Raw genomic sequence first — 15,847 nt, 5'->3', positions numbered from 1 at the left:
GCGTTAGACGACTTTACGTGCCATTTCCATAAAGCGTTCGACGCCTTTTTCCAACTCTGCCGCTTTCGCACCCAAGTCAGCGGCGACCTCTTCCACCTGTTGTGAAGCTGCTTTTGTCTGCTGGGCCCCTGCTGACACATCATTGATATTGTAGGTCACTTCCTTAGTGGCTTCCGATGCCTCAATAATATTGCGTGCAATTTCACCGGTCGCGGCGGTCTGTTCTTCCACAGCGGAAGAGACCGAGGCATTGGCAGAGGTCACATAGTCAATTTCCTTGCCGATTTGCGTAAAGCCGTTGCGCGTGATTTCCGTCGCCGACTGAATTTCTTTTACTTGCAAGGCAATTGTATCTGTGGCCTTCACGGTCTGATTTGCCAACTCTTTGACTTCAGTCGCAACAACCGCAAAACCTTTACCGGCTTCGCCTGCGCGCGCGGCCTCGATGGTCGCGTTCAAGGCCAGCATGTTTGTTTGGTCCGAAATTTCGTTGATCAATCCGACCACATGACCAATTTCTTCCGTCAAGCCCATCAAACGGGCCACATGCCCGCTCATCTCATCCGAACTTTCCTTGGTCTTTGACATGGATTGCGCGGTTGAGGACACTTGCGCGCTGATCTCATTAATCGATGCGGACAATTGTTCAGATGCCGACGAGACGGTTTGCACGTTCACGCTGGCTTCTTCAGATGCAGCGGCGACCGTCATCGCTTTCTCCGACGTTTCCGTCGCAATCCGCCCCATGCCACGGGCAAAATCCTGTAATTGCTGGGAAATATTGGCAACCGCACCAACGATGGTATTCAGATCACCTTCAAAATCGTCCAGCACTTCCTTAAAGCTGACGACTTTACCCGCCATCGTATCAACCGCCCTGTTCACCTTTTCGCTGGCTGTCTTATAGTTACCCAACATGCCATCCATCACGATCTTGCGCCAATATTCGTTATTCGCCACATGTTCCGTACAGGCTGCTGCTTCGCGCAGGTAAGCGTCATTTCGATCAATAACATCGTTGATAAGAGTGAGAAGTCGATCCAGATCCGACCCATTTCGAATATCGGAAATTCGAACCTCGAAATCTCCCTTCAAAACCTGTTCTAGCTCCACAATTGCATTCTTGATTTGCTGTGATTGACCGAACATCGCTATTCTCCCAAAGTCATGATGAAATGATTGTACTTCTTCCCACTCGCGCGGATAACTTCCTCAAGTCTTTGAGAGGACTTTTCCAGCCCTTCCTTTTTTGTTGGCGCATTGCGCTCAATTTCCAGCAACTCTTTGTAGAGGGGGCGAATAACCCCATCCAAGACGTCCCGATTCGGAACCCTTCGGTTGCTATGATAGCCCACAATATTTCCAGATGTATCAAAACTGGGGGTCACATGGGCCAAAACCCAGTATTCATTCCCCTTTGATGACCGATTGACCACATAAGCAAAAATCTCTTTTCCACTGCTAATCATACTCCAGAGCAGTTGAAAAATACATTTTGGCATATGGGGGTGACGAATGAAGTTATGGGGCTTGCCCAGCGCCTCACTTCTTTTAATCTCCGCCATTTTTGCGAACGTCTCGTTCGCATAGGTGATAATGCCCTTCAGATCTGTCTTGGAAACAATAACCTCATCAGACGTAAAAAACAATTCCTTCCCCGTAATGACCGAACCCGCTTCTGTCATTCCATCCTCCACACTTTCTACCAATACGATCACACTCATAAACGCTTACCCCTCGCAAAGCGTGACCTTTTACTTCAATCGTCTCGTATCTTACAGTAATCTAAATCAACCTGCAATTTAAACCATCTAAAGAATATTAATTATAGGTAATTACCCTTATTCATCTTTCAAGATGAAAAACGCATTAAATATGAATTAAATAAAATTTTACAAAAAAACCTTTTAATCAAACAACTTCATCGCCTTATGGTGGCGCGAGCTGGGTTTTGTGACAATTTGATGAACCTGTCCAGCTTTATTTAATCTCCTTGCATTTGCGCAAAATAAATGTATATTCCCGCCTTTCGAACTGCCTCCTTGCCGGGTCCGCTTAGGACTTGGCTATGCCACAAGGGATGATCGTGGTGATCCATCTCAAAGGCTGAGACAATCCATAGGGAGTTAAAACTATGGCGTTATACGAAAGCGTATTTATTGCGCGTCAAGACGCTTCAGCTGCCCAAGTTGAGGGTTTGCAAGACACACTCGCTACTCTAATTGAAGAGAACGGCGGGAAAGTCACGAAGCGTGAATATTGGGGCCTGCGGAACATTGCTTATCGCATGAAGAAAAACCGCAAAGGTCACTACGTACTGTTCAACATCGATGCACCGGCTGCTGCCTTGAACGAATTTGATCGTCAGCTTCGTCTGAACGAAGACGTTCTGCGTCACCTCGTTATCCGCGTTGAAGAACACGACGAAGAGCCGTCAATCATGATGCAAAAAGGTCGCGATCGCGATGACCGTCCGCGTCGTGGTGGTGATCGCCCTCAGCGTGATGATCGTCCGCAACGTGATTTCAAAAAAGGGGGAGATGAATAATGGCTGGTCGTCGTCCGTTTTTCCGTCGCCGCAAATCCTGCCCGTTCACGGGTGAAGGTGCGCCGAAGATTGACTATAAAGATGTGAAGCTGCTGTCACGCTACACATCAGAACGCGGTAAAATCGTTCCGAGCCGTATTACTGCTGTTTCTGCAAAGAAACAACGTGAACTGTCCCGTGCGATCAAACGCGCCCGTTTCCTGGGCCTGATGCCGTACGTCAGCAGCAACTAAGTTTGACTTGGTTTATGGGGGTTTCCCCATGAATAAGGAGCGTCAAAGATGCAACTCGGTGAAGGTGATAACCTCTCTTTAAATATGAAGGTCATTCTCTTCGCCGTGGGAAGCGGTGCCTTAAGTGCCCTGTTGGCTTTATCGCTGATTACAGGGTCCGGTCTGGCTCTCCTTCTCGCATACTTGGCTCCCTTCCCGTTATTTTTGACGGGATTGGGTAACGGAGGCAAACCGGCAGCCATTGCCGGTTTTGCAGGAATTGTATTTGCCACATTGATCGGTGGTCCCTACGCGGGCTCGATCTTTGCGATTATGAATGCCTTTCCCTGCTGGCTGTTTGTTCGGCTGGTTCTCACGTCCCGCACCCGAAACGGTGTTGAAGAATGGTTTCCGATCGGAAGCGCTCTTGTGACACTGTCGGGATACGGTAGCGCTCTGTTCGTTCTTGCTTTGGCATTTTTGCCAGTGGGGACGGACGGAATTGCACAGATGGTCAAAGATTTCCTGACTTTGGTGCTCAATACCGTCGCAGCTTCGCTTGATGCGGAGCAAAAAGAAGGGTTCGTCACTCAGATGGCACACTTCTTCCCCGCGATGGTCCTGATCTCCTGGAAATTAATGACCGTCATCAACGCAATACTGGCACAAGGTGTTTTGTCCAAATCGAACAAAGCGCTGCGTCCCTCTCCGGTTTACGGCGAGTTGACTTTGCCGGATTTTGCGTCCTGGGCCTTTATCGGCTGTGCAGCCTTGACGGTATTGACAAGCGGAGACATCGCGTATGTCTTTCGCAACATAACCGTCGTCATGGCAATACCGTTTCTGGCGTTGGGCCTGACTGTGGTCCATCAGCTTGTGCGACTGACACGTTTTGCCGGGGCATTGTTGTCTGCTTTTTATTTGCTGTTACTATTATCCATATGGGTCGCAATACCTGTTATTGGATTAGGATTAATTGAACAATGGATCGGTTTGCGTAAGAAATTCTTGCGCTAACACCATCACAGGAGAAGACTAATGCAAGTTATCCTGCTTGAACGCGTGGAAAAACTGGGCCAGATGGGTGACCTCGTCAACGTCAAGCCTGGCTACGCTCGTAACTATCTGCTGCCGCAGAAAAAAGCGATGCGTGCTTCCTCTGAGAACGTAAAGTTCTTTGAAGCACAAAAAGCTCAACTCGAAGCCGCTAACCTGAAAGCCAAAGACGAAGCTGCCGCTGTTGCAGCTAAGATGGAAGGCCTGAAGGTTGCCATCATCCGTCAGGCTGGTGACATGGGTCAGCTTTACGGGTCTGTATCTACACGCGATATCGCTGATGCAGCTACTAAAGCCGGTTTCACAATCTCTCGTCAGCAAGTTAACCTTGACCGTGCACTGAAAAACATCGGTTTGCACGACGTCTCTGTTAAACTTCACCCAGAAGTAATTGTAACAATCGTTGCAAACATCGCTCGTACTGAAGAAGAAGCTGAGATCCAGGCTCAAACCGGGTCTGCTATGGTTGCTTCTGACGAAGAAGACGATCTGGTTGAAGAAGTTGCTGAAGACGCTGCTGAAGAAGTAGCGGTAGAAGAAGTGACTGAAGAAGAAGTTTCTGAATAAGATCTTCCCTTCTTACCGATAAAAAAGGCACATCCGTAACCATGTGGATGTGCCTTTTTTTTATGAGCGGACCAGTCTGTCAATTTAGGTAGAATGTGCCCTCAGACCTGTGCACTGCGACGGCGTTTTGAAAGCCATAGCGCCACAATCGTTAGGTTCGCAATCAAGCTCAGACCGAACAAAGCACGCGGCCACACGCCGATTTCCGATCGCGCCGGTGCAGGCGCGACCGTTACCGTCTGCTGGTCGCTGATCTGGAGAGGGACCCGCATCACGTGCCCCTGTCCATCATTGACCGAAACAACCCACTCTCCGGCCGGTTTCAGGTTGTGACCAGCCAGCGCGAAACGCCCCCGGCGATCCGTGCGCGCTGATTGAAAAGTGCGATTATCCGGATCGCTCACCTTGACCGTTGCAAAGGCCATTTGTGTGCCGTCAGAATATTCAAAGGCGAGCACAATTACCCCATCCGGGCCATCCTGTGTCCAGTTGACACCGTGAGCATGCGCCGTCGAAACAACGCCTCCCCACAAAATCCCAAGCACCCCTAACAGGCGCAAACACGCGCTGTAGTGGCTCATTTTTCAACGTTGAACGACAGGATGGAGCGCAGCACGTCACGATCAACGCCGTCCACTTTGCTCTGAGGGTTATGTTCAACGCGCACAAACCAAAGGCCCGGTGCCGAAATACGGACTTTCGCCATGCCCTGTGCACTTTCATCACCATAGGTTTCCGTCGCATACGCATAACTGCTCGGCGTGTCGGTAAACCCTGCGTAAGTCGCAAGAACCTGCGTCGCAATCGGACGTCCCTCATGCAACACCTGAACGCGCAGGTCTTCCCCCACCCGAATATCGGACGGCGAGTCCAGTGGCACGATTTCCAAAGTATGGTTCAGGGGTTTGTCGAACGACGCCCCTTGCGTCGAGGTGCCAACAAAATGTTTGACGAATTTTTCATAGCGATTGGCAAAAACTGCATCAGGATAATCCGCGCGCGTCCCTTCTTTCATCCCTTCCGGTGTGTTGGACCAGATCTGCCCCAATCGGTGAGCAACCAGCCAGCCCCAAGACTCAGGGGCGTCCACCTTCCCCTTCAGGCTGAGACCGTCAAGCGCAAGCGCGATATCTTTCCGTTGATCTGCACCTGTCAACAAATAGGTGTCAACATTGGCAGGGGTCTCCGCTTCCTCCGGCTTCGCATATACATGGGTCGATTCAACAGAAAAAGCGAGTGTGCCGTTTTCAACCTTTTCAGGGACGATCACAACCTCATGAGCAGACGCCGAAGTGGCCCCCGCAAAGGCAGCGACAACGCCCAGCATCAGCGAGAGAGATTTAAGGTGGCGGGAAAATTTCATTTTTATCAATTCCTTATCCGATTGAGAGATGTTTACTTTTCATACTTAAAAGAAAGTATTACGAATTTTAAAAACATCATACTTTTTTAAAAAAGGAAGACAAGCCCAAAATGACACCCTGATTTCAATTATCCAGACTTCTGCACATTCAATGGATTTCAGTCTTGCAACGCTCCCCGGAGTGTCAGAAAATTTGACGCTTTTGGGAGGCCTCATCTCCAATTCTATTCAAAAGCACACTCGGCTATGGCTTTATACTCTTATTACGAGATATTAGAGGTTAATTATCTAAATTTTAAATTTAAAAAAACTTGCCTTTATTTGATTAAACCATACCATTACCCCAATAAGAATAATAAAGCTTCCCACCGAGAAGCAAAAAACAATTGAAGGGGAAAGGGGACTGATATGACAGAGCACTCCCGTCAAAAATTCAAGGTGACACGTCGTCATGTGATTGGTGGTTTAGCTTCAATACCGTTTGCGGCATCGTTTACACCCACTTTCGCATTGGCGGATGCACCGGAAATCAACAAATTCATCTACGCCTCTTCCATCTTGTGTGGCATCAAGTTGGATAAAAGCTTCATCGCTTTGGCACATCAGATTTGGGGCGCGCTTACGTTAGGCGCAACCGACAAAGAAAAACGTAGCTGGCGACGGATGATCAACCAGATCAGCACGTTACCCGCAAACGCCAATTCGCAAAAAATCAACAAGGCTTTACGCATGGCTGGCCGCGGCGCAAAAGAACAAGCCCGCCTGCTGGCAAAAGTCTGGTACACCGGCCGGATCAAACGCAAAATCGGCCCCAAACAGTCAACCTTTGAAGTGATAAACTATGACGACGCCCTTGTCTGGCTCGCTTGCGATTTCACCAAACCACCTGTGACCTGTGGCGGTCACTTTGGCTATTGGCAGCATCCATTCACGGGGAAGGTCTGATTATGTTTTACGATAAAGACACATATACCGAAACGCATACAAAAGAAATTGAAGCCGATGTGGTCATCATCGGTGCGGGCCTGTTCGGTGGATTGATGGCCTATGAACTTTCCAAAGCAGGCTTCAGCGTCGCCATGCTCGATTCCGGTTCCGTCGTGGACCGTGCGGAATCGATCCGTCGTTTCAAGGCCAGCCCGCTGAAAAACGGCAACTCCGCCTACAAGCATGAGCCCTATGCCCCGATCCCGCCGGAAACCGATCCGTTTGAATATTACATTCAAGACGGCGAAGGCATCACGGACCCGCTAAAACGCGTTGAGTTTGGCGCGTTATACCTGCGCAATGTGGGGGGTACATCCTGGCACTTTACCGGTCATGCCGAACGCATGTACCCCGAAGATTTCCGCCTGAAAACCGCCTATGGACGCGGGGAAGATTGGCCGATTTCTTACTCTATGCTGGAACCTTACTATGCCAAGGTGGAGCAAGAATGGGGCGTCTCCGGAAATGATACGGTCGTTGCCCCGACCAAACACCCCTACCCGCTGCCCTATACGCCGCTGACCTATCTGGACCAACAGGTCAATGTCGCCGCCGAAAAACTGGGCGATTCCATTGGCCCGATGCCGCACTGTCGCAATGCGGTGCCCTATGATGGGCGTCCGCAATGCTGTGGCAACGCAAGCTGTCGCTTCATCTGTCCGGTTGGGGCAAAATATGATGGCAGCGTGCATGTATTTAAAGCCGTGGATGAAGGCGCAGACCTTTATTCCAGCCATGTGGTCCGTCATATCGAAGTCAATGCCGACCAAAAGATCGACCATATCCAGTTTAGAAACTATACCGACCCCGACAATCCGGTTGACGGGATCGCACGGGGCAAGACGTATATCCTTGCCGCCCACGGGATCGAAAGTGCGCGCCTGCTGCTCATGTCCAAAAATGACAATGTGCCCAATGGTGTCGCCAACTCCAGTGATCAGGTTGGGCGTAACCTCATGAGCATGGTGGGCATGAACATGGGCGGCTATGCGCCGATGCCAGTCTACCCTTATCGGGGTCCAGTCAACGCCACCGGATCTTTCTGGCAATTGCGTAACGGCGATTTCCGTAAAGATTTTGCCGGAATTGCAACCATCATTATCAATGGCGGTTTCGACCCGACCAACGGCCCACTGGACGAAGCCGACACTGCGGTGGATAAAGACGATCTCTTTGGCCCGGAACTGCGCGATCGCGTCCATACCAACACAGCCGCGCAAGTTTACTTCGACAACTCTGTGGAAGTTCTGCCTAATCCTGAAAACCGGGTGACCGTGGATTACGATCATCTGGATGCGACGGGCCTGCCGCGTCCCAAGATCGACTATAAGATCGACGATTACACCCTTGAAGGCGTCTATGTCTCGTGGAAGCGGGGCTGGGATGTCCTGCATGCCATGGATGCGCGACAGGATAAACCCAACGGCAAAAAATTGCCCAAGCCAACCCGTAAATACTTTAACGAACTGGTCAAAAAAGACGGCATTAAAAGTGGTGCCGCTATGATCGCTGGGACAACCCGTATGGGTCTGGACCCTGCCTCTTCCGTTGTCGACACCTACTGTCGCAGTCACGACCATGACAACCTGTTCATTGTCGGGACCGGCTGTTACGTCACCAGCGGGTCGGTTTCACCTTCTCTGACGGCTGCGGCCATCAGTGTGCGTGCCGCCGAATTTATTGCCAACACCTATACGGGAAGCAAGGGGTAAGATCATGTCAAAAATCAAAAACACCTTTCTAAACATGCCCCGTCGGCGTTTCCTGCAAACCATGGGTGGGGCAGGTGCAACGGCCTTTGGCCTTGGCGCTTGCGCCATGCCCGGTGGGTTTCGCACCTCTGGGCAAGACCTGATCGACCCGCCTGTGGAAAAATCCCACGATGGCTTCCTCGACACACGGGTCACAGCGCAATATGGCTCCTACCAACTTGGTGGGAAAGATGTTTACCTGCGATCCTACAACGGCAACCCCTGTGGCAATACGCTGGACTTTAAAGCGGGGGACACGGTTCGACTAAAGCTCGTCAACAATCTGCCGTTTGAACCCTTTTCTGATGTATGTATCGTAGAGCCGGGGCAAGAAAATACGCCGCGCAGCTTCAACGCCACCAACATGCATGTGCATGGGCTGCATGTCTCCCCCAAATCACCAGCGGATAACATCTTGCTGACGGTGAATACAGGCGAAGACTATCAGTATGAATATAACATCCCGCCGAACCATCCGCCGGGGACATATTTCTACCATGCTCACGTCCATGGTTCGACCGCTATTCAGGTCGCCAGTGGCATGGCAGGCTGTATCATCGTGCGCGGGGATTTAGACGAAACCCCGGAGATCAAGGCCGCAAAAGAACGCGTGCTGATGATCCAGACCCAGCGCTTTGATGATAACGGGCGCTGCGAAAGCTTCGGTATCCTGAACAATGAAGACAAGACCTTCATCAACGGGCAGGACAAGCCGACCATCCGCATCAAAAAAGGCGAAGTGCAACGCTGGCGCATCGTCAATGCCAGCCATATGATGCCATTTGATCTGCGCATTGAAAGCTTCCGTTACACCACTTCCATGCCCATGACGCTGTTGTGTCGTGATGGCAACCCGCTGCCCCACACCACAGAGATTGAACATCTCCAGATGGTTGCGGGGAACCGGGCGGATGTGTTGGTGAAAGGCTTTGATCCGGGCACCTATTTCCTCAGCGGGGGCGATTCCAGCGGGATCATTGCAACCGTGATTGTGGAAGATGACGCCGTGCCGGATATGAGCCTTTATGCTGGTCCTTTACCACAAGTCCCGGAACTGACCCCGATTGCAGAATCGGAAGTCACCTATGGTCGTCGTCTGGAATTTGGATTTGCCTATGGCGAACAACCCAAATTCACCATCAACGACGAACCCTTCTCCTGCGAAACACCGTGGCGTATTCCGCTGAACAGTGTGGAAGAATGGGAAGTCTATAACCATACGGCCTACCCCCACCCCTTCCACATCCACGTCAACCCGTTTCAGGTCATCTCCGGCGGGAATGTCGCGCCGGGCACATGGATGGATACCCTTGAATTCCCTGCCTTTGAACGGATCAAATTCCGCACCCGTTTCTTGGACTTTACAGGGACATTTGTCTTCCATTGCCACAACCTCATGCACGAAGATATGGGCATGATGCAAGCGGTGGAGGTCTTTGATCCAAAGGCCTAATTATTGTGGTGGGAGAGATGACAAAGATATTCCCTAAACGGACATTCATGTTATAAATCCCACCATGACAAATTCTGATGACGATATCCCGTTTGGCGGGGCAGACGAACCGCCACTCGCTAACCCTGATGACTATGCGGCAGGCCCTGAAGATATGGGGCCTGACGCGCCTCCTATGATGGACGATGACATGGGCCCGCCACCGCCAGCTGTTGCGGATATCCCGTCTGAAGCGCCCAAATCCTCGACTCATTGGTTACCGGCTAAAAGCCCCAGCACCATTGATCTGGGTGGCATCCGCACACCGCCCTGTAACTTCGAGGCGGAAAAAGCCCTAATCGGTGCCTTGATGGCAAACAACAAGGCTTACGATAAGGTATCGGAATTTTTGCGGCCTGAACATTTTGCCGACCCGATCCATACCAAAGTTTTTGCCGCCTGTATCGCCTTGATGGAACGCGGACAGATCGCGGACCCGATTACGCTCTCCAACTTCTTCGAACGTGATGAACAACTGGCGGAGATCGGCGGGAATGAATATCTCGTGGAACTCGCAGCCTCCGCGGTGACCATTATCAACGCGGCAGAATACGGGCGTATTATCTATGACCTGTATATCAAGCGTGAACTGATCCACCTCGGCACGGAAATTGTCAATAACGCCCATAGCGGCGAGATTGAAGCCACTGCCCACGACCAGATCCAGTCTGCGGAACAATCGCTCTTTAACCTCGCCTCCATGGGGGAAGTTGAAGGCGGGTTTATTAGTTTCCGCGACAGTTTGATGGAAGCCATCCACCAAGCCCAGATCGCGCACCAGCGCGGCGGCGGCCTTGCCGGTGTAACCACGGGCCTGCGTGACCTTGACCGCGCCCTTGGTGGTCTGCACCGTTCTGACCTTTTGATCCTTGCGGGTCGTCCCTCCATGGGGAAGACCGCACTTGTCACCTGTATCGCCTATAACGCAGCCTATGCCCACAAACGCTCCCAAGGTAAAGAAGGCGGCGTTGTCGGCTTCTTCTCCCTTGAGATGTCGGCTGAACAGCTGGCGGGTCGTATTTTGTCACAAGCTTGCGCGGTCAACTCGTCTGCCATGCGAAAAGGCGAAATGTCTAACGAGGAATTTGAGCGCACGATTGCCGCCTCTCAGGAACTGTTAGACACGCCCCTTTATATAGATGATACACCGGGCCTGACCATTTCCGCCCTTCGCACACGGGCACGCCGTCTCAAGCGCCAACACGGCCTTGATCTCATCATCGTTGACTATTTGCAGCTTGTGCAAGGTAGCCCGGAAACCAAGAACAACCGTGTAAACGAAATCTCGGAAATTACCCGGGGCATGAAGATGCTGGCGAAGGAACTGGACGTGCCGGTGATTGCCCTGTCTCAGCTGTCGCGTGCCGTGGAACAACGTGAAGATAAACGCCCGCAGCTGTCTGACTTGCGGGAATCAGGCTCTATTGAGCAGGATGCCGACGTGGTTATGTTTATTTATCGTGAATTTTACTACCTTGACCGATCCGAGCCCACAAAACGTGACAGTGAAGGCGATGATAAATTTGCCGAACGCTATCAGGACTGGGAGCGCCGCTGCGAAGAAATGGTCAACCGGTCCGAAGTGGTCATCGGTAAACAGCGTCACGGTCCCCTAGCCAACATCCCGCTTTACTTCCGCGGGGAATTCACTCAGTTCGGCGATTTGGATATTGAACATGTCCCAGATTACTAATTCGGTTCACACCGCCGGTGCCATCCTCAGCATTGATCTGGATGTCATCAAGTCAAACTATCAACGTCTCTGTCAGGAACTGGGCGATGTGCCCTGTGCGGCGGTGGTCAAAGCCAATGGGTATGGCCTTGGGGTTGGCCCTGTGGCAACGGCCCTGTGGCAAGCAGGCGCACGCACCTTCTTCGTTGCCCAAATTGACGAAGGGATCGAGCTGCGCGCCGTGTTGCCGGATGCGGATATCCATATCCTCGTCGGGTTCCTGCATGGCAGTGACGACGCCTTTAGCCAGTTTAACCTGATCCCTGTGCTCAACAGCCTTGATCAAATTGATCGCTGGAAGGGGCGCGGGCGCTGTGATGTACATGTCGATACGGGCATGACCCGCTTAGGTCTGGCCCCTGATGAGGTCGATCAAATCCCGAACGGGCTGGATATTGACGTCTTGATGACCCATTTGGCCTGCGCGGATGATAAGGACCATCCGCTGACCCATCAGCAAATCCGCACCTTCCGACAGGTGCGCGATGTGGTTGCGCATAAACGCGCCAGCCTCGCCAATTCCTCCGGTGTGTTTATCGGGCCCGAAGCGCATTTTGATCTGGGACGCCCGGGCTGTGCCCTTTACGGCATCAACCCGACCCCACATCAGGAAAATCCCATGCAGAATCCGGTACGCTTGCAAGGCAAGATCGTACAAGTGCATGAGATTGACACCCAATCAAGCGTTGGATATGGTGCAACCCATGCCTTAAAAGCAGGACAGAAACTGGCAACCATTGCGGTTGGCTATGCGGATGGATATTTGCGCAGCCTCAGTTCCAAAGGGGTTGTCTATATCGGGGAACAAGAAGTTCCCGTGGTGGGTCGAGTCTCCATGGACCTGATTTCCATCGATATCACCGGACTGGACTGTGAAGCAGGGCAATTGGTTGACTTAATCGGGCCACATAACCCGCCGGACTGTTTGGCGGACCTATGCGGCACCATCGGCTACGAAATTTTGACCAATCTGGGCAGTCGGTACAAGCGGATTTATAAAGGCGAATAGGCGACATGAACTTCCTTCAACATATCGGGCACTATGTCCTGAAGTTTTTTAAATCCGTCGGCGCGCTTGTGCTGTTTACGTTTACAGCCCTGTCCCACTGTCTGCGCCCGCCGTTTTATCCGCGCCAAATCCTGCGCCAGATGATCGAGATCGGTTATTTCTCTCTGCCCGTTGTCGGTCTGACCACGGTCTTTGCAGGCATGGTGTTGGCGCTGCAAAGCTACACCGGTTTTTCGCGCTTTTCCGCGGAAGGGGCAATTGCCAACGTGGTCATCATCTCCATTACCCGCGAACTGGGCCCCGTTCTTGCGGGCCTGATGGTGACAGGCCGCATCGGTGCCTCCATGGCAGCGGAACTGGGGACCATGCGCGTCACGGAACAGGTGGATGCCCTGACGACCCTTTCAACCAACCCCTTTAAATACCTCATCGCCCCGCGCCTGATTGCAGGCGTCTTGATGCTGCCCTTCCTCGTATTTATCGGGGATATTATCGGGGTCTTTGGCGGCTATCTGGTGGCGGTCTATCAGCTGGGCTTCAACGCCTCCAACTATATCCAAAGCTCATGGGAAGCCATGGTTGCAATGGACGTGATCTCCGGTCTGGTGAAAGCAACGGTCTTCGGCTTTATCATTTCACTGATGGGCTGCTATCATGGCTATACGTCCAAAGGTGGTGCGCAAGGCGTGGGGAAAGCAACGACAGACTCCGTTGTCTCTGCCTCCATTCTGATCCTGTGTTTCAACTTCATTCTAACCGTACTGTTCTTTGAAAAATGACCGATACACCGAAGATTAAAATCCGCGATCTACATAAAGCCTTCGGCTCCAAAGTGGTGCTGGACGGCCTTGACCTTGATGTCATGCCCGGTGAGTCTGTTGTCATCATCGGCGGATCAGGCACAGGTAAATCCGTGACCCTAAAATGTACGCTCGGCCTGTTAGAACTCGACAGCGGCAACATTGAGGTGGACGGCGAAAGTGTCGTCGGCCTAAGCGCACGAGATCGTGAACGCGTGAACCATAAATTCTCCATGCTGTTTCAAAGTGCCGCCCTGTTTGACTCCCTGCCCGTCTGGGAAAATGTCGCTTTTGGCCCCATAGCGGATAAAACCATTACCCGCAAACAAGGCAAAGAACTAGCGATTGAAAAACTTGCCCAAGTCGGCATGCCGCCGGAAGTCAGCGACCTTTTCCCCAGCGAATTGTCCGGCGGGATGCAAAAACGCGTCGGTCTAGCCCGCGCCATCGCCGGTGATCCTGAGATTATCTTTTTTGACGAACCCACAACCGGTCTTGACCCCATCATGGCAGATGTCATCAATGACCTGATCGTCAAAGTCACCAAAGAACTAGGCGCAACAGCGCTGTCCATCACCCACGATATGGCAAGTGCGCGCAAAATCGCGGACCGCATCGCCATGCTTTATCAAGGCAAGATCATCTGGCAAGGCCCCGCTGCCACCATTGATGACTGTGACAACGACTATGTCCAACAATTCATCAACGGACGCGCTGATGGACCCATCGAAATGGCTGTGCGAAAGTAAGCATACATCACAACCAATGCAATGAATACTTGTGCAATGAGTACGACCTAAGCTAGTTTCCCTGAAACTAAAATCAACTTGGGTCGTCTTATGAAAAAAATACTTAGCTTACTCGTTTTAATCTTTCCGCTGTCTGGCTGTATCCATCAAGTCGGACAAGCCTTGGAAAAACCATTCGTCGGCGTGTTCTCGCCCGAACTCCAAAATATTTCTCTGGAGTCCAACACACCAGTTCCCCCTGAAAAAGCGGTCATTCTCGTCGGGACAAAATATACATTCTTCTTTGACCCCTTAATTGGCCCCTCCGGCTATCATCATATTCCGGGCGAATTTCGCTTTTTAAAAGACAAAATCCTCACCGGGTCAACCGACAGCCAAATCAACATTTGGACGACCCACAGCAATGACACCGACAACTTTTACTACGACATATATGTGGTCGATCCCGGCGAATATCATTTATCTAAAATGAAATTCAAACGACACCGCAGCATGACGACAGTAGAAGCCCAACACCACGGCTTAAACCAGTCCACAAACCTCCCTGAATATCTCAGCTTTAAAGTTGCCGCTGGTGATGTGGCCTATATTGGCAATATAGAAGCCAAGTTCCATACCCCATTGCGGGCTTTGATTTAAAAAGATCCGTCGCGTACAAGCAGTTCTTGAATATTCAAGTGACAGACAATTATGAAGGTGCGGTTGCTTATCTTAAGAAACTCCACCCCAAATTCACCTCCAAAGTTGCAAAGAAACTCGCCATTCGCGGCCCACATACAGCCTATTCCATGGCCATGAAGGTCAAAGAGGCACTGCTCCTAAAAAAAGAAGCTGAAAAATAGATCCCTTCTATAGAATTGATTTAAGGCTGCTTTTTCCTCATACTCCTGAAAAGTTATATCCCTGTGAAAGCAGGGATCTTTTTCTCAAAAGGAGGAATAAAATCGTGAAAAAGGTCGCCCCTCTTGCCCTCGCCGGCCTCCTGTTTGGCCTCTCCGGCTGCATGACCACGTATCCGCTTGGCTTTTCGGAAAATGAATGGCTGGCCCTTACTCCGCAACAGCAGTTAGACGCACGTCAAGAACAAGCCCGTCTTGATGCGGACAAGCGCCGCGAAGAACAGGCACGCAAAGAGCGCGAAGCCGAGGCGAAGCGTCACTATCAAGCAAACATTCAAAAACGTTATCAAACCGCGCGCTACGGCGATGTCGTACAGTGTATTTTAAAAGACACCGTGGTCGATTTTAAACCCGGCTGGCGCGAAGCTGAACCCGTTGCCTTCAACCTTGTGAAAGGGGAGCAAAAGGAAATCCAGCTGCACTCCCGCCCCCGTGGTAAAAAAACGGATCTATGGGTCCACCTTGATGGCCAAGGATTAAACTTGTCGCTCTGTCGCGATCAATCCAACAATCGCCGCGACACATGCAGTACCATCGTCGCCACCACCCAGCAATTCAGCCGTGGTTACACCACACAAATACAGGTTTCTGATTATCTGCGCACAAACATCTATTGCTCTTTGGCCCCCACACGTGATTTAAACCGTATTCTGCTTCTCAACACCAACGACTGACAGACCAA

The 15,847-nt window shown here is 51.3% G+C and carries 18 protein-coding genes; 14 read left to right on the top strand and 4 right to left on the bottom strand.

Annotation, left to right across the window (positions count from 1 at the left end; translation table 11 throughout):
• Positions 1–3: 3 nt before the first annotated feature.
• Both Q397_RS22990 and Q397_RS0116025 read right to left on the bottom strand, forming a co-directional pair.
• Positions 4–1,149 (bottom strand): methyl-accepting chemotaxis protein, encoded by a 1,146-nt coding sequence (locus tag Q397_RS22990; protein ID WP_038014346.1) that lies wholly within the window; start codon positions 1,147–1,149, stop codon positions 4–6.
• A 2-nt stretch (positions 1,150–1,151) separates the two neighbouring features.
• On the bottom strand, positions 1,152–1,724 hold the full coding sequence (locus Q397_RS0116025) for a PAS domain-containing protein (RefSeq protein ID WP_240475091.1): 573 nt from the start codon (positions 1,722–1,724) through the stop codon (positions 1,152–1,154).
• Between the two features lie 410 nt (positions 1,725–2,134).
• Here Q397_RS0116025 and rpsF point away from each other — a divergent pair, with 410 nt between their 5' ends.
• The 4 genes from rpsF to rplI are packed head-to-tail and all read left to right on the top strand — an operon-like array spanning position 2,135 to position 4,383.
• On the top strand, positions 2,135–2,548 hold the full coding sequence (gene rpsF / locus Q397_RS0116020; protein WP_028880280.1) for a 30S ribosomal protein S6: 414 nt from the start codon (positions 2,135–2,137) through the stop codon (positions 2,546–2,548).
• The gene (gene rpsR / locus Q397_RS0116015; RefSeq protein WP_028880279.1) at positions 2,548–2,781 is read left to right on the top strand and encodes a 30S ribosomal protein S18; all 234 of its coding nucleotides are present in this window, start codon (positions 2,548–2,550) and stop codon (positions 2,779–2,781) included. The genes rpsF and rpsR overlap by 1 nt, the downstream gene beginning before the upstream one ends.
• A gap of 48 nt (positions 2,782–2,829) precedes the next feature.
• Positions 2,830–3,777 carry a DUF2232 domain-containing protein gene (locus Q397_RS0116010; RefSeq protein ID WP_028880278.1) on the top strand — a complete coding sequence of 316 codons (948 nt, stop codon included), beginning with the start codon at positions 2,830–2,832 and terminating at the stop codon, positions 3,775–3,777.
• A 21-nt stretch (positions 3,778–3,798) separates the two neighbouring features.
• Positions 3,799–4,383, top strand: coding sequence for a 50S ribosomal protein L9 (gene rplI / locus Q397_RS0116005; RefSeq protein ID WP_028880277.1), 585 nt, complete (start codon positions 3,799–3,801; stop codon positions 4,381–4,383).
• Positions 4,384–4,484: 101 nt separating this feature from the next.
• Here the strand turns inward: rplI and Q397_RS24405 are convergent, their stop codons facing one another.
• Positions 4,485–4,964 carry a carboxypeptidase-like regulatory domain-containing protein gene (locus tag Q397_RS24405; protein ID WP_051610173.1) on the bottom strand — a complete coding sequence of 160 codons (480 nt, stop codon included), beginning with the start codon at positions 4,962–4,964 and terminating at the stop codon, positions 4,485–4,487.
• On the bottom strand, positions 4,961–5,746 hold the full coding sequence (locus Q397_RS0115995; RefSeq protein ID WP_051610171.1) for a DUF4198 domain-containing protein: 786 nt from the start codon (positions 5,744–5,746) through the stop codon (positions 4,961–4,963). Before Q397_RS0115995 ends, Q397_RS24405 begins: the two co-directional genes overlap by 4 nt.
• A 408-nt stretch (positions 5,747–6,154) precedes the next feature.
• Between Q397_RS0115995 and Q397_RS22980 the strand changes: the two genes are divergently transcribed.
• The 10 genes from Q397_RS22980 (at position 6,155) to Q397_RS25035 (ending at position 15,839) form a co-directional block, all read left to right on the top strand.
• The gene (locus Q397_RS22980) at positions 6,155–6,691 is read left to right on the top strand and encodes a sugar dehydrogenase complex small subunit (protein ID WP_038014343.1); all 537 of its coding nucleotides are present in this window, start codon (positions 6,155–6,157) and stop codon (positions 6,689–6,691) included.
• A gap of 2 nt (positions 6,692–6,693) precedes the next feature.
• A complete protein-coding gene (locus Q397_RS0115985; protein WP_051610169.1) occupies positions 6,694–8,445 on the top strand; it encodes a GMC oxidoreductase in 1,752 nt (583 codons plus the stop codon).
• A gap of 4 nt (positions 8,446–8,449) precedes the next feature.
• Positions 8,450–9,937, top strand: a complete 1,488-nt coding sequence (locus Q397_RS22975; RefSeq protein WP_051610167.1) for a multicopper oxidase family protein — start codon at positions 8,450–8,452, stop codon at positions 9,935–9,937.
• A gap of 64 nt (positions 9,938–10,001) precedes the next feature.
• Positions 10,002–11,669: a replicative DNA helicase gene (locus Q397_RS0115975; RefSeq protein WP_276202114.1), complete on the top strand. Its 1,668-nt coding sequence runs from the start codon at positions 10,002–10,004 to the stop codon at positions 11,667–11,669.
• On the top strand, positions 11,653–12,717 hold the full coding sequence (alr, locus tag Q397_RS0115970; protein ID WP_028880273.1) for an alanine racemase: 1,065 nt from the start codon (positions 11,653–11,655) through the stop codon (positions 12,715–12,717). The genes Q397_RS0115975 and alr overlap by 17 nt, the downstream gene beginning before the upstream one ends.
• A 5-nt stretch (positions 12,718–12,722) precedes the next feature.
• Complete coding sequence (locus Q397_RS0115965; protein ID WP_028880272.1) at positions 12,723–13,496, top strand: MlaE family ABC transporter permease; 774 nt, start codon at positions 12,723–12,725, stop codon at positions 13,494–13,496.
• On the top strand, positions 13,493–14,266 hold the full coding sequence (locus tag Q397_RS0115960; RefSeq protein WP_028880271.1) for an ABC transporter ATP-binding protein: 774 nt from the start codon (positions 13,493–13,495) through the stop codon (positions 14,264–14,266). The genes Q397_RS0115965 and Q397_RS0115960 overlap by 4 nt, the downstream gene beginning before the upstream one ends.
• Before the next feature lie 90 nt (positions 14,267–14,356).
• Positions 14,357–14,905: a hypothetical protein gene (locus Q397_RS0115955; protein ID WP_028880270.1), complete on the top strand. Its 549-nt coding sequence runs from the start codon at positions 14,357–14,359 to the stop codon at positions 14,903–14,905.
• 38 nt (positions 14,906–14,943) lie between these two features.
• A complete protein-coding gene (locus Q397_RS25040) occupies positions 14,944–15,108 on the top strand; it encodes a hypothetical protein (protein WP_156950751.1) in 165 nt (54 codons plus the stop codon).
• 104 nt (positions 15,109–15,212) lie between these two features.
• On the top strand, positions 15,213–15,839 hold the full coding sequence (locus Q397_RS25035) for a hypothetical protein (protein WP_051610164.1): 627 nt from the start codon (positions 15,213–15,215) through the stop codon (positions 15,837–15,839).
• Positions 15,840–15,847: the final 8 nt, after the last annotated feature.

The organism is Terasakiella pusilla DSM 6293 (assembly GCF_000688235.1).
GTDB lineage: Bacteria > Pseudomonadota > Alphaproteobacteria > Rhodospirillales > Terasakiellaceae > Terasakiella > Terasakiella pusilla.
This window is presented reverse-complemented; position numbering and strand designations above follow the sequence as displayed.

Coding starts and splice junctions, on each gene's coding strand:
- Q397_RS22990 (WP_038014346.1), bottom strand. CDS start 1,149: ATGTTCGGTCAATCACAGCAAATCAAGAATGCAATTGTGGAGCTAGAA.
- Q397_RS0116025 (WP_240475091.1), bottom strand. CDS start 1,724: ATGAGTGTGATCGTATTGGTAGAAAGTGTGGAGGATGGAATGACAGAA.
- rpsF (WP_028880280.1), top strand. CDS start 2,135: ATGGCGTTATACGAAAGCGTATTTATTGCGCGTCAAGACGCTTCAGCT.
- rpsR (WP_028880279.1), top strand. CDS start 2,548: ATGGCTGGTCGTCGTCCGTTTTTCCGTCGCCGCAAATCCTGCCCGTTC.
- Q397_RS0116010 (WP_028880278.1), top strand. CDS start 2,830: ATGCAACTCGGTGAAGGTGATAACCTCTCTTTAAATATGAAGGTCATT.
- rplI (WP_028880277.1), top strand. CDS start 3,799: ATGCAAGTTATCCTGCTTGAACGCGTGGAAAAACTGGGCCAGATGGGT.
- Q397_RS24405 (WP_051610173.1), bottom strand. CDS start 4,964: ATGAGCCACTACAGCGCGTGTTTGCGCCTGTTAGGGGTGCTTGGGATT.
- Q397_RS0115995 (WP_051610171.1), bottom strand. CDS start 5,746: ATGAAATTTTCCCGCCACCTTAAATCTCTCTCGCTGATGCTGGGCGTT.
- Q397_RS22980 (WP_038014343.1), top strand. CDS start 6,155: ATGACAGAGCACTCCCGTCAAAAATTCAAGGTGACACGTCGTCATGTG.
- Q397_RS0115985 (WP_051610169.1), top strand. CDS start 6,694: ATGTTTTACGATAAAGACACATATACCGAAACGCATACAAAAGAAATT.
- Q397_RS22975 (WP_051610167.1), top strand. CDS start 8,450: ATGTCAAAAATCAAAAACACCTTTCTAAACATGCCCCGTCGGCGTTTC.
- Q397_RS0115975 (WP_276202114.1), top strand. CDS start 10,002: ATGACAAATTCTGATGACGATATCCCGTTTGGCGGGGCAGACGAACCG.
- alr (WP_028880273.1), top strand. CDS start 11,653: ATGTCCCAGATTACTAATTCGGTTCACACCGCCGGTGCCATCCTCAGC.
- Q397_RS0115965 (WP_028880272.1), top strand. CDS start 12,723: ATGAACTTCCTTCAACATATCGGGCACTATGTCCTGAAGTTTTTTAAA.
- Q397_RS0115960 (WP_028880271.1), top strand. CDS start 13,493: ATGACCGATACACCGAAGATTAAAATCCGCGATCTACATAAAGCCTTC.
- Q397_RS0115955 (WP_028880270.1), top strand. CDS start 14,357: ATGAAAAAAATACTTAGCTTACTCGTTTTAATCTTTCCGCTGTCTGGC.